The 14,188-nt window shown below is 44.3% G+C and carries 7 protein-coding genes and 1 tRNA gene; 5 read left to right on the forward strand and 3 right to left on the reverse strand.

Features of this window, described 5'->3' with window-relative positions; genetic code table 11:
• Positions 1-140 precede the first annotated feature (140 nt).
• The 5 genes from HGH92_RS15570 to HGH92_RS15590 all read left to right on the forward strand — a co-directional run bounded on the left by HGH92_RS15570 (position 141) and on the right by HGH92_RS15590 (position 8,781).
• The gene (locus HGH92_RS15570) at positions 141-3,698 is read left to right on the forward strand and encodes a SusC/RagA family TonB-linked outer membrane protein (RefSeq protein WP_168871724.1); all 3,558 of its coding nucleotides are present in this window, start codon (positions 141-143) and stop codon (positions 3,696-3,698) included.
• 15 nt (positions 3,699-3,713) lie between these two features.
• Positions 3,714-5,171, forward strand: coding sequence for a RagB/SusD family nutrient uptake outer membrane protein (locus HGH92_RS15575; RefSeq protein ID WP_168871725.1), 1,458 nt, complete (start codon positions 3,714-3,716; stop codon positions 5,169-5,171).
• A 107-nt stretch (positions 5,172-5,278) separates the two neighbouring features.
• Entirely contained in the window at positions 5,279-6,565 is a 1,287-nt protein-coding gene (locus tag HGH92_RS15580; RefSeq protein WP_168871726.1) for a TlpA family protein disulfide reductase, read from the forward strand.
• 55 nt (positions 6,566-6,620) lie between these two features.
• Positions 6,621-7,538: a peroxiredoxin family protein gene (locus HGH92_RS15585; protein ID WP_168871727.1), complete on the forward strand. Its 918-nt coding sequence runs from the start codon at positions 6,621-6,623 to the stop codon at positions 7,536-7,538.
• 94 nt (positions 7,539-7,632) lie between these two features.
• Positions 7,633-8,781, forward strand: coding sequence for a TlpA disulfide reductase family protein (locus HGH92_RS15590; RefSeq protein ID WP_168871728.1), 1,149 nt, complete (start codon positions 7,633-7,635; stop codon positions 8,779-8,781).
• A 315-nt stretch (positions 8,782-9,096) separates the two neighbouring features.
• Here the strand turns inward: HGH92_RS15590 and HGH92_RS15595 are convergent, their stop codons facing one another.
• The 3 genes from HGH92_RS15595 to HGH92_RS15605 form a co-directional block, all read right to left on the reverse strand.
• Complete coding sequence (locus tag HGH92_RS15595) at positions 9,097-10,650, reverse strand: DUF262 domain-containing protein (RefSeq protein ID WP_168871729.1); 1,554 nt, start codon at positions 10,648-10,650, stop codon at positions 9,097-9,099.
• 714 nt (positions 10,651-11,364) lie between these two features.
• A tRNA-Met gene (locus HGH92_RS15600) sits at positions 11,365-11,438 on the reverse strand.
• 91 nt (positions 11,439-11,529) lie between these two features.
• The gene (locus HGH92_RS15605; RefSeq protein ID WP_168871730.1) at positions 11,530-14,109 is read right to left on the reverse strand and encodes a mechanosensitive ion channel family protein; all 2,580 of its coding nucleotides are present in this window, start codon (positions 14,107-14,109) and stop codon (positions 11,530-11,532) included.
• Positions 14,110-14,188 lie beyond the last annotated feature (79 nt).

Raw genomic sequence — 14,188 nt, forward strand, 5'->3', positions numbered from 1 at the left:
TGATCTGGTATGTAAATACAAAAACCAACCAAAATTATTTAGAGAGTATGCGTTTTTCTGCTTTAAACCAGCCGTGGAGGCTGGGAGTACCCTGGCGTGGGTTCTCCTGCCGTCCAATATCAACCAAAATAGGGTTTACGATGAAACTAACTTTTGTTTTACTAACTGTTTTCCTAATTCAGGTACGAGCCATAGGACTGGCGCAATCTATCACTGCCAAATTACACAAAGAGCCTTTGCGTAACGTGTTTAAAATTATTGAGAAACAGACGGGAGTAACTGTTTTCTATAATGATGAACATATTAAGAATGCGCATCCTGTGACTATTGAAGCACAGCAGATGCCATTGGATGATTTTCTTGCCGCCATTTTAAAGCCGGAGAAACTTGTTTTCGAGATAAAGCAGGGGAATGTGGTAGTGATGCGCAAAGATATTGGCGCATCCGATAAAAATGGAAATTTATCCGCTGCTGCGGAGCCTAAAACGAAAGTGTCGGGATTAATCACGGACTCTGATAAAAACCCGCTGCCCGGGGCTACCATCCGTATTAAAGGCAGCCAGGTAGTAGCTGTGAGTGATGAAAAGGGAACGTTTCATATAGAAGCGGAAAAAGGCGCAGTGTTGATAATAAGCTTCATTGGGTTCAATGAAAAAGAGGTGAAGGTGAACGATGCGGAAATGATTTCCGTTATTCTGGCGCCTTCGGAACAAAAGCTGGGATCTATCGAAATTGTTTCTACAGGTTATCAGAATATTACCAGGGAACGGAATACGGGGGCAGTGGCGAAAGTGGACATGGGCACTGTTGCCAGCAGGTCCAGCAGTACCAATATTCTTCAAAGACTGGACGGGCTTGTGCCCGGCCTGGTGGTAAACAATGCACCGGGCGGAGAGCCGTTGCTGGTTCGGGGTCTGACTTCCCTCAACTCCACCAGATCGCCGTTGATCGTGGTAGACGGTGTGGAATTACCGGGTGATAATACCAGTGACGCATCCCGCAGTAATATTATGAACACCTCTAATCCCATCGCTAATATCAATCCACAGGATATTGAGGATATAACTGTGCTGAAAGATGCCTCCGCAGCTTCTATCTGGGGCGCAAAAGCGGCGAACGGGGTAATTGTTATTACTACCAAAAAAGGTAAAACAGGACAAAAACTACGGGTCGATTACGACGGTTATTATAATTTCCAGGGTAAACCGGATCTGTCCTATATCCCGAAAATGAACAGCAGGGATTTTATTGCTACCGCAAAAGAAATCTTTCCTCAATTTGCGCCTTATTATAACTGGAATGCAGTACAGACCCTTGCTCCGGTCCCTCCGCACCTGCAGATTCAATATAATGAGTATCGGGGGCTGATCACCGGTGCGCAGGCGGACAAGGCGCTGGATAGTTTGGCTGCCATCGATAACAGGAGTGAAATTTCCAGTATTTTTTACAGAAATGCAGCCGCAACTAATCATACGGTTTCCCTTTCAGGAGGCGGCGACATCTACAGTTTTTATGGATCGCTGAGCTATACCGGTATTCAAAGCAGTACACCAGGTGAACGGAACAATTCGTATAAGTTGAATGTCAGACAGGATTTCAATTTCAATAAAAAACTACAGCTATCGGTAGTCACTGATCTCACTAATACTGTAGCAAGTACTTCAAATCTGGGTGTAGGAGTGTTGGCCCCGGATGTTTCCATCGTACCTTATCAGCGGTTCCGCGATAATGCAGGAAATCCGCTGGCGGTGAATTTCATGGGAAATTACAGTGATTCTCTCAGGCTTGATTATGCTGCCAGAAGCCGGGTTAACCTGGACTACGTTCCGCTTGATGAGTTTAACAGGGGATATTCAAAGAGCAGCAGTATATCCGGAAGAGTGGTGGGAAGCGCGAAATTACAATTGCTGAAAGGACTTCGCTTTGAAGGTACTTATGGCTACCAGACGTTTGCAAGAAACAACAGGACAGTTCAGTACCAGGAAAGTTACGCGGTAAGGGACCAGCTGGTAGGTTTTACACAGGCACCAACTGTAAACAGCACGCCCAGGTATTGGTTGCCAAAGGATGGAGGGATGCTCAATGTAAATAATGCGTCTCAGAAAAACTGGACGGTAAGAAATCAACTGATATTTGATCGGAACTGGGACCCGCACCAGCTAACGGTAATGGCAGGACAGGAAGCTACAAGTTCCACACCATTGACATCATACGCTACTTACTATGGATGGGATGATCAGTTGCAGGTTTCCCGTCCGGTAAATATTGATACACTCATGAAAGGGATTACCGGAACAGTATCCGGCCTGCTGGGAAGAGTGTTGCCATCAAATAATGTGGGTGGAGGAGAAGGGGCTATCGCAAGGACCACCTCTTACTATTCTACATTGGGATACATGTACCAATGGAAGTATGCACTGAATGCGAGTTGGAGGATTGATGAGAGCAACTTATTCGGTCTTGCCAAAGCTGCTCAGAACAGGCCCGTTTATAGCATAGGCGGTAAATGGTTGCTGAACAGGGAAGATTTTATGAAATCATTTACATGGCTGGACCGCCTCCACCTGAGATTTACCTATGGCATAACAGGTAATGCACCCAAGCCTGCTCAGGCAGCATCATTCGATATCCTGAAAGACTCATCGAACGTAAACTATGTAACAGGAGTTGGTTTGGTTATAGGAACTCCCGGCAACGACAGGCTCACCTGGGAGGGAACCACTGTCTATAATGCAGGACTGGATTTTACAGTGCTCGGTGGCAGATTGGGCGGTTCGATAGACGGATATATAAAAAGGACCAATAACCTGATCGGCTCATTGATGACGGCGCCGCTGACCGGATATGCAACTGTTATCGGTAATTACGGGGACCTTGAAAATAAAGGATTTGAGTTTAGCCTGACATCGCTTAATGTCATTTCCCGGGATTTTAACTGGAATACCGTCCTGAACCTGTCGTACAACAAAAATAAGATAACGAGGATGGCGACGGCAACCGCTATTACAACCGGTACAGGAATGATTGGAACATCCTTTATGGAAGGCAAACCTGCATACGCTGTATTTGAATTCATCAACGGCGGACTTAACGCTGCGGGAGATCCGCAGATCATCCAGGCCGACGGAAAAATACTGTCTGATAAAAATGGCTCCAAGCCGGAAGACGTTCATTTGGCAGGAACTTCTCAACCCATCGTGACAGGTGGATTCTTCAACACATTTTATTACAGGCGGTTTCAATTGGGAATTAATATCAGCTTTAACTTAGGACATGTATTGTTCCGGGATTTTAATAATTTTTGGCAGGACCCCCTTTATCAGAACACGCTTCAACCCGAATTTGCTAATCGCTGGAAGGCGCCGGGAGATGAAAATAAAACCAATATCCCCAGGTATGCCTATAACACTACCATCGACAACGGCAGAAATATCTATTACTACACCTACTCCAACCTGAATTCATTTGATGCGTCCTATGCAAAGATCCGGGAGATCACGCTTTCCTATGATGTAGGTAAGACATTGGTCCGGAGACTGCACGCGGAAGGATTGACTTTCAGGGCACAGGTATCCAATCTTATGCTCTGGAAAAAGAACCAATTCGGGATCGATCCGGAGTTTCAGTCGCCTGCAGGTGTCAGAAATATCCGTATAGGGCAAGGTACATTCACAGTTGGCGCACACATTACTCTTTAATTAAACCTGCTTAAGATGATGAAATCCATTCATAGGGCATTATTACCCATTCTGTTTATATCGTTGATGCTTCAGACCTCATGCTCCAAAGACTTTTTGGAAATTGAGCCTAAAGGCTCCCGTGTGGCAAAAATGACGCCGGACTACGAGCAATTAATGAATGCAGTGAGCTTGCAGGTTTCCTACCCTCCGTCTTTGTATATGGGTGATGAAATGGCAGCCCAGGCAACCTACATGGATGCGGCCCAGATCAGGACGCAAAGGCTGTTCAGGTTTGAAGCAAGGGTATATGATGAAGATCAGCTTCCCAATGAAACCTGGCCACTGACCAACATTTATACCTTTAATAAAGTCATAAACGAAGTGATGCAATCGCAGGGAGGGACCGATCAGCAAAAACGTGCCATCCTCGCAGAAGCCAAAGTGGGACGGGCGCTTTGCCATCTTTATTTTCTGAATGATTTTTCGTTGCCCTATAATGCTGCTACAGCTGCTACCGATCTGGGGGTGCCGCTGCTAACAAAGGCAGATGTGACCCAAACAACCTTTGTAAGGGCCTCTGTACAGGAATGTTACGATTTTATCATAAAGGATTTAACAGATGCCTTGCCAGACCTTGGTCCATTAACACACAGACGAAAATTTTCCAGGCTGGCGGCAGAATTTATATTGGGCCGTGTTTATCTGTATATGACAAAGTTCAGCGAGGCCAGCGCACATGTGGATGCTGCATTCGCGGAGCTTGGCAAAGCTGAAGTGCCGCTCGCGCTATACGATTATAACGTAGTGCTTGATCCTGATAACGATAATTCATGGTTTCCTGACTTCGGTTTCGGACTTTCAAATTATCCGTTGGCTGCCAATAACGCACAGGTGATATACAATCTCAGTATGATTAATTTTCAGCTGCAACAAGCCAATACCTATGTGTTTTCTCCGGAAACGGCTGCCTTGTACGATCCGGCAGATAAACGCCTGAAACTGTTCTCGGGAACTGAAATGTTTAATCCCGACAAAACCTTCCCGGGAGGAATGAGACGCTACTCCGCATCACTTTTTTCCGGGTTGGAAATCGGCCCCTCATTACCTGACCTCTACCTGATGCGCGCAGAGCTTAAAGCAAGGGCCGGCGACCTTGTGGGGGCAAAGAGCGATCTCGAAGTGCTGCGGTCCAAAAGAATGCCTGCCAATATCGCCACGGTACCTGCTAATATAGCCGAAAACAAAGAAGCATTGGTCCGTTATATCCTTGATGAACGTATTCGTGAATTCGCCACCTCCGGCATGCGCTGGTGGGATATGCGCCGGCTTTCAGTTGACCCGGTTTACAGCAATACAGTTAACTACACACATAAACTGTATGATGACGCCGGCAACGTAGTGGCTACCTATACGCTCAGGCCCGCGAGATTTGCCCTGAAGTTCGGGGAAAGGATGCTGGCCGCAAACAAGGGATTGGTGGAAAATGAATAGAACTGGTAAGTCAATGGCAGCCTGCAGTTGTTCCGTATTTACCTGCCAGGAAATTTAATCGTAATAATTCAAAATTTTTAATACCGTTTAATCTGAATATGATGAAAATGAAAAAGTTAATCTTGCTGTTGCTGATTTCCGGTTCCGTCTTCGCACAGCAATCGCCATCTGCGAAGTATAACTTTCAGGATTTTACTTCCATAGTAAACGTGGAAGACCAGGAGAAGCAATACAATGAAATGCTGAAAGCAAATCCAATAGACCCCGCCAAACCATCCATGTATGAGGAATACCGTGCGCAGCTGGCTATGGGATGGCTTGCCAAAGGAAACTTTGAACGTTATTGGTTTTATAAAAACACCAGGCCAAAATTCAACGTACTTCAATTCCTGTCTCTGACTTATGCGCTGGATAATCTATTTGATGCAAATACCAACCCGGGCGAAGTGGAAAAGGTGTCAGCCGGTATATTGGAAGATCTGAACACAGGAGCACTGAAAGATGGAATTGGCAGAACGCAGGCCGTTATGGAAATAAACGCAGCAACTAATGCCCAACTGGGAAATACAGATAAGGCATTACAGTTATTGGCGAAATCTTCCGAAGTAAAAGACGGTATGCGCGAAATGCACTATTTCAAAGATGCCAAATCCAACTACCTGAACCGGTATGGGGTAGTGATGTTTGCTGCGGGAAAGTACCAGGTGGCATTCGATACCCTGAGTAAAGCATTCAGGGAGGCGGAGTCAAACCCGGTTATGGTTAATACATTCAGGTTGATATATAAAAAGGTAAAAGGTACCGAAAACGGATTTGAGAAATATCTTAAATCCCTGAAAGATGAAGCATACCATCACTGTTATAAGGAAGTGGAAAAATTGTACATAGCATCACCGAAAAAAACGCTCGATGGTGCAGTTCCAACCCCGGGAGGAGATGGTAAAATGTTTACGCTTTTCCACGCTACGAAACCTGTAGAAGAGTTATCATTGCCGGACCTGGACGGAAAAGTAGTTCATCTGAAGGATTATAGGAACAAGGTGTTGGCCCTTGATTTCTGGTCTACAGGATGTACCCCATGCGTAGCTGCCTTCAGCGGATTTGAACGTGTGGTGGCAGATTATAAAAAAGATGTATTTCAAATGTTTGTGGTAAGCCTGTTTGAGGACAGGGCTACCGTGAAAACTTTCGTGAAGAAAAAAGGAATTACCCTCGATGTTTTACAGGATGAGGAAAACAAGTTCTTTGATGTCCAGGGAACACCCACTAAAATCATATTTGACCCATTGGGCAATATAAGATTCTTTAGTTCTGGTTACGCTGGTTCTACAGACAGGGAGTACTATAAACTGAAGTCCATGGTGGAGATCACAAAATCCCGGTATAAAGGGTAATGCAATTAATAACTGAATTTAAACGAATGTGGCTTTTACCCTGCAAAAAGTATTTATGAGAAGAGCGATTTTTTTGATATTGACCAGTCTGGCAGCTTTGTCCGGCATTGCGCAGGACAATCACCCGGTTTCATGGAAGTTCCAAAGCGACTCAATAGCGCCGCTCACTTTTAAGATTGCCTTCGTGGCGTCTATCAACGAACCATTTCATATTTATCCACAGTCTTATGATGGAGGGATGGGAATGCCTACTACCATTACCTGGGGAGAAAATCCGAATGTTCAGTTGATAGGAGAGATGGAGGAAAAAGGAGCAGCTTCTGTTGCCGGGGAAACGGTGGCTTATTACGCGAAGGGTGTTACGTTTTCACAAACTATCAAACTCAAGGCAGATGAGAAGACAGTATTGCATTTCCGGATCAGGTATATGGCATGTAATAATCAAATGTGTCTTCCTCCTTCCTCAAAGGAGTATACGCTGATTGTCAATGATGCTAACGGCATTACTGTTACTGCTGAAAATGAAAAAAATATACAGGCGCCGGGTATACAGGAAACAGTACAGTATGAGGACTTTTCGCTGCCGGATGTAAAAGGGAAAAAAATCTATACCAAAACAATCATCTCCCATAATAGGTACACATTTATTGATTTCTGGGCCAGTTGGTGTTCGCCATGCAGAATGCAGGCAAAAGCGCTTGTTCCGCTTTACGCCAGGTACAGGGCCAAAGGACTGGGTGTAATTGGCGTTTCTCTCGATACGGACGCTGCTGCCTGGAAAAAGGCAATAGAGAAGGATGGTTATACCTGGACAAACCTGGCAGATCTGAAGGGATTTGATTCTCCTGTTACTAAGAAATATCAGATTAAAGCTATTCCCAGGAATTTTCTGGTCGATAACAAAGGTGTAATTGTTGCCAAAGATCTCCATGGGAAAGAGCTGGAAGCAAAGCTGATGGAACTGTTTGACTAAATGAGAGGCGTTTTTCCTGGTGGTAACGGATTTAATCACCCATTGTCATTCTTATTATAATTCGATTTCTGAATCCTAATTAATCCTGTTTAAATTGAGAAAGTTAATTATAGCCGGTTTGTCAATAGTGCCGTTGACAGCTTTCGCCCAGAGTAATAATAAATTTACTATCAATGGCAAATATGGCACGGGCAACGCTCCTGAAAAGGCATACCTGGAGTATACGATGGAGGGTAAAGCTATTATTGATTCCGTTGAATTGAAGAATGGTGCTTTCAGATTTGCCGGCAGGGCGTCCACTTCGCCGGTATCCGCTACATTAATCTTTGATACGAAAGGCGTTGGGAGAACTAACAGCCTCGAACAGGTACCCGTTTATCTTGAGCCGGGTAACATTCATGTTAAAACGAACGGAGCTACAGTAGAAGGAGTTCAGGTAACCGGAACGCCCAGGAATAATGATTATAGTGATCTTAATAGCCTGGTGGATGCCGGCTTTGCACAAATGACCGATGAAGACAGGCAATTCATGACAGGAAAGGTATCACCGCAGGCCACGAAGGACTACGAGGCCAGACTGGAAGGCTTTCGGAAGCGGTTTAGTGACATGACCAAAGATGCCTATATGAAGTTCATCAGGTCCCATCCTGCATCAATGCTCAGCCTGGAATTGTTTCCCAAAGTAGCTTACGAACAACGCTATGATGTAGTGAAGCCCTTGTTCGACGGTTTATCATTCAAAATTAAAAATACTAAGGAAGGTAAGAAAGTGGCCGCAAACCTGGATAAAATGAGAGTGACTGCAATAGGCCAACCGGCGCCGGATTTTGAAGTGCCCGATGCGGAAGGGAAGCTGGTTAAACTTTCGTCATTTCGTGGCAAGTATGTATTGGTCGACTTTTGGGCTTCCTGGTGCGGGCCATGTAGGGCAGAAAACCCAAACCTGGTTAAAGTCTACAATAAATTCAAGGACCAGAACTTCACAATTGTCGGCATTTCCCTCGATAAGTCTGACAGCAAGGCGTTGTGGTTGGCGGCAGTTAAAAATGACGGACTTCCATGGCTTCAACTTTCTGATCTGAAATTTTGGGATAGTGCGGCTGCGAAATCATATGGCGTCCAGGCAATTCCTCAGAATTTTTTGATCGGTCCTGATGGAATTATAGTGGGGAAAACATTGTCAGGAAAGGCGTTGGATGAAACATTAAGCAAAATATTTTATCCTGAGCAGGCGGCTAACTGACATCGGAGGGGAGTGCATTGATGAGTTAAACTGCATGAATAAGCAATATCGTCCTGGCGTATAAATGCAAATAAAAACTTTTAAAGAAATGGTTCAAAACTGCTCTCATATTGGATGGAAAGGTGAATAGCAATTTAGACAGGTATAAAACTAAAAAATCCCATAGAACTTACATTCTATGGGATTTTTGTTTCTTTCGTAGCGAGAATGGGTGGAATCTCCAACCAAACATTATGCGAGATTTTCCTAATCGTGGCGGTACAACTCCCGTAATAATCTAAACCAATTTTATCCACCATTCCACTACCAAATAGTCTAATTTTTTATTCCGGTATTGCAATATGGGTGTGTCAGTTGTCCATTGTCTATAGTACCTAAGCCTCCGTCCTGTTTTCGTTGTTTGTGGTCAATAGAAATTGAGTTTCTATGGATAAGTCCTTTACAGATCCCACATTTAGGAGCAGTACTCAATGCATTGGTGATGTAAATGGCAGATTTCCTCTCTGAGCTAAAGTCTTTTGACTCTATTGACTCTCGTTCTGTTGAAAGTGATAAATAACGGTAAGTTTCTTTCTTTACTAAATTTTCGGCAGCTTGATCAATGGTATTTCCTGGAATATTCAATTGGTCAATGATCTCGAAGTAAAAATCCTTGATGTGGGGAAAACTGGCTAGGGCGCTTCTATATCTTCTGACAATTTGCTGTACTATGTAATCATATTTTAATAAAAAAGCTTCAAAGTACTCTCTTACAGTTATGAATTTTTTATACTGCCTGTTTTGTTCCAGATCCATTATGAAAGAGACTGTTGCATAAAATGATGCTACTTTATGTCTCCCATCATGAGAGTAGAAGTATATTATTGGATGCAATCCAAGTGATGAAGCGTGATTGCTATTTATTTTGTTAGCTATTTTTCGAACACCTTCCAGGTAGCGAATGGTAGCATCTCCGGTTTCATCATCAGGAAGCTGTTCTCTGAAATTGTCAGGTATATTGTTGGTAATATTAACAAAATCCAGGATTAATGGAAGTGTTGAAGCTGAATAAACTTTGCCACCAATTGGAATATCAAGTGTTTTTATCGGAATTTGATAAAGGGGGGTGAAAAGAATGGAATTAATTTCCTTTGCCAGATCTTGGACCTTTGTTTGATTCTCTTGAGCAAAGCTGGACCAATACTTATGTCCTTTACCGCTTCTTATTATCGCTCGTGCTGCTATACAGTTAGGCTTCTTTCTTGACTCAAGAAGTATTAACTCAGTTTTGTTAATGGGTGCAGCCTGTTGGTTAATCTTAAAGAAGGAGCTTTCGGCTTTATTGGCGTCTCCTTCCACCCACTGCAGCTGGATAGCTAGTGCACTGAGGTTTTTTGCTCTTTGAACAATGATAGGTTTTACTTTTTCAGGGCTTTCCAATGCTAATTTGAAGTCTTTATATGAACCAATTCTCTTGGTAATTAGCTTTCTTGCTGCTGTACCAAGTTGTATTTGATCATCAGGGAGCACGCTATCATAAAACTTTTTTGATATTTCCCCATCCCCGTAATCATCATTAATCCATGCATGCAAAGAGCTGAGGCGGTGGGAGCCGTCAATTACGAAAACATAACCAGATGGGCTTCTCCATAATATAAGCGCCGGGATTAAATCTCCGTCTAAAAAGCTTTCAATGAAATCGGCAATCTTTTTTGCATCCCACTCGTTTGTTTCTCGTTGAAAGTCTGGTTTTCGGATATTGGAAAAGAAAAAGGAATCATTTTTTAAGTCCTCAATTGATATTGTTTCTTTCTTTTTACCAGGGTTGATAGTTTCCTGTACTTCAAAATCTTCTCTTTGAATTAAAGCGTCTAAATTTATTTTGGCCATTGTGATAAAATGTATTTAGTGTTTTGGTGATAAATCTGAATGGTTTCTTTGGGTGGTGTATATGCTCTACGAATATTATCATGAAATGCTGTTTGCGCATGACAGTTAACATAAACGGGATATAGTTGATCTTTATTTGGGAATCATTGACAATCTATAAATGAAGTGAATATAAAAGGAAATATAAGTCATTCTTAAATGCAAGCCAATTTTTTAGTTGGCAAAAAAATCTTATCAAATGCACAGGTTGAGTTATTCTCTAAAATGTAATGTTAATCGGGCAAAAAGTTATAATGAATTTTATTTTAGTATAATATATACTGTTTACGACGCGGTGGGCAAACAACAACATCATCATGGATAAGCATTAGTAAAGCTACTCGTGTGTAAATTGACCTGGTGATTGACAGACGTGATCAGATGATCGATATTTGTGAAATGAGATTCTCTATTAATAATTTTACAATCGACAAAAAGTAAGCGGAAGAATTAAAAAATAGATTGTCATTTTTAAAGAGGAGACAAAAACGTGCAAAGCATTTTTCTAACTATGATAATAACTTTTGTATAAAAATAGTTACTAGAATTCGCTTGTATAGAATAGCCCGAAGATAGATGTTTTGTTTGAAAGATGGTCAGATCATTCAAAGATCACTTCTCCCAAACGAAAAAGCCGCAAACCCTTTTTATAAAGAATTTGCGGCTTTTAACCTGTAGCGAGATCGGGACTTGAACCCGAGACCTCAGGGTTATGAATCCTGTGCTCTAACCACCTGAGCTACCTCGCCATTTCCTGTCTGTCTTGAATTCTCATTCTCAAAACGGGAGTGCAAAGATAACGGCTAATAAATGAAAATTCAAAATGTACAGCCCGTTTTTTTACAATTTTTTTTCTTCGTTCTCCGCCGGCTTATCGTCTGATGGCCCCGATTCCGCTTCCTTATTGACTTTCCACTTGTTCAGCACGGCTTCATCGATGCTGCGGATATGCAGGTCCCGTTGCGGGAAAGGCAGGTCTACACCGGCTTTGTTGAGGGCGTCGTAGATGAAAGTGAGCACTTTGCTTTGTAAGGTGCCGGCATTGCCAAGATCGGAAATCCAGAAATACACCTGGAAATTAACGGCGTTATCGCCAAACTGGGAAAGCTGTACGACCGGCTCGGGTGTGGTCAGAATACCTTCCTGGCCGGAGAAGGCGCTCTTGATAATATTGGTCACCTGTGCGATGTCGCTGCCATAGCCTACGCCGAGCATGAAGTTAACACGACGCACACGGTTGGTCATCGTCCAGTTGATCAGTTGTTGGGAGATAAGGTCGGCGTTGGGAACTACTACGGTAGAGCCGTCGTAGGCGGAGATTTTACTGGAACGGATACCGATTTCTTTCACTACGCCGGACCGGGGACCCACCTCTATCACATCACCCACTTCGATAGGTTTTTCGAAAGCCAGGATAATACCGGACACCAGGTTGTTGACAATATTCTGTAAACCGAAGCCTATGCCCACGCTAAGCGCACCTATCACAATGGTCAGTTTGTCCATCGGGATACCGGAAGCGGCGAAGGCGAGTAATATACCGCCGGCAAGTACAGCAAGACGTAACAACAGCAGGGTAGAGCCGAAACGTGGCTTTTGGGCGGGACTGGCACTCTGACCGGTATTGCCGAACATATAGGCTATCAGCTGGGAAGCGACAAAGGCCACCCAGATGACAAGCATAAAAATGATCACGCTGCTGAAAGTAAAGTCGGAATTACCGATGTGGTGGGTGGCAGAGAGCATATTGCTGATCTCTTCGTAGATAGCGTCATACAGGTACAGGTTGCGGGCTATAATGATCAGCCAGCCTACAAAAGCCAGTACCGTCAGAAATGTTTTCAGCTTGGTCTGCACGTCCTGGTAGTCCATGAAGGAAATAAAGGTGCTGGAGTTTTTATTGGCTTCTACCTGGATGAACACCGCTTCCAGCATAATTTTCACCAGCACGTACAGGTTCATGGCCATGACGGTGTTCACCACCGCGCTGGAGCCGAATATTTTGGCACTGCCCACCCGCGCAAATATGACCAGCAGCAAGGAAATAGCGGAAGTGCCAATAAACAGTTTAATAGTGGGGGCCGTATACTTCGGATGGGCGAAGGTGGTCAGCGACGTTTCCTTCAGCAGCCGCAAACCCAGCAGTATACAGAGGACGGCGCAGATCAGCAGTCCCCATTGCTCGGCATAGGTCACTTCGATCAACAGGTTATTGACACAATACACAAAAAGTAGCGCCATCAGCATCAGCCAGTAGCGGTATAATACCTTCGGAAAATGCGACCGGAAAAGATACGTAAGGGCGAACATCGTCAGTCCCCAGATGATTTCGGTATACAGGATCGGGTACCGCACGGAAAATACGGACGATAATGTCGTTACAAAAATAACGGTGCTGGCCACAGGATGACGGTACACGTACTGCGCGTGCTGCAGGATGGCTTCTGCTTCCTGCTCGGGGTGGTTGCGCCGGATACGCCGCACATTGGCATAAATCCACCAGGCAAACAGCGACGCCAGCAATACCCATACAATGAAGATCGGCCACTGGATGGAAAAGAAGATGCTCAATACCCGTGTGCTTTTGTGTAACGACCGTTGGGCGACAGGGAAAAACTCCAGCGGATTGATACTGTCACGGTGCGGCGCCCAGATATACCGGTAGTCGCGGGTAAACATATTGGCGGAGAACTGCTCCAGCTGATAGTCACTGTCTTCCAGCAGATTGGACACGTCGATGTACCGGTTGGCGATCCTGTTCTGCAGCAACCCCATTTTAACAAGACTTACTTTGTTGGCGCTGTCTACCACGCGGTATTTGTTGATCAGGCGGGTAAGCTGACCGATATAAAAACCATAAAGCTCATCTTCTGCGGGAATATTACGCATGGAGGTGTCGCGCCGAAGGGAGTGCAGGGTATCGTTGATGGCCACCAGGGCGTTATAATTGGAGAAAAGGTTGTTCTGCCAGCCGCTCAGCTTACGTAGCAACTGTTCGAGCATCACCTTGTTGGTGTAAATATCATTGATGTTGGGAGTACGGTCCAGCCCTGCAATATTTTCTTTGATGAGGGCAAGGGAAGTATCTACCAGTGGCACCTCCCGGGTGATGCTGGCAGTATCAAACCCACGTCGAAGGCTGCTCATCAGCTGGTTGAGCAGCAAAGTGTAACCTTCTATCCTGTTGATGATCACGGCCACGGCGGTATCGGACTTCTTCATCTTGGTGCTGTCGCGCGCCAGCTTACTGATGTTTTTACTGATCGTGGCACTGTCAATAACCGCCATATGAATGGTGTCAGGCGCAGGTGTCTTCGGTTTGCTCCGCTGACCGGCGGCAGGCAAAACGATGCACAGCCATAGTAATGCCAGCAACGGCCAACAAAAATATCGTGGTCTGGTGATAACCTGAATGGACATATGAATAAATGATATGGAACAGGAAGTTACGTTACTTAGAGGAACATTTTTTGTGCCTAAAAGTTCCGGCCGCCAGAAC

This window comes from Chitinophaga varians, assembly GCF_012641275.1.
In the GTDB taxonomy this organism is placed as follows: Bacteria; Bacteroidota; Bacteroidia; order Chitinophagales; family Chitinophagaceae; genus Chitinophaga; species Chitinophaga varians_A.

Coding starts and splice junctions, on each gene's coding strand:
- HGH92_RS15570 (WP_168871724.1), top strand. CDS start 141: ATGAAACTAACTTTTGTTTTACTAACTGTTTTCCTAATTCAGGTACGA.
- HGH92_RS15575 (WP_168871725.1), top strand. CDS start 3,714: ATGATGAAATCCATTCATAGGGCATTATTACCCATTCTGTTTATATCG.
- HGH92_RS15605 (WP_168871730.1), bottom strand. CDS start 14,109: ATGTCCATTCAGGTTATCACCAGACCACGATATTTTTGTTGGCCGTTG.
- HGH92_RS15585 (WP_168871727.1), top strand. CDS start 6,621: ATGAGAAGAGCGATTTTTTTGATATTGACCAGTCTGGCAGCTTTGTCC.
- HGH92_RS15580 (WP_168871726.1), top strand. CDS start 5,279: ATGAAAAAGTTAATCTTGCTGTTGCTGATTTCCGGTTCCGTCTTCGCA.
- HGH92_RS15595 (WP_168871729.1), bottom strand. CDS start 10,650: ATGGCCAAAATAAATTTAGACGCTTTAATTCAAAGAGAAGATTTTGAA.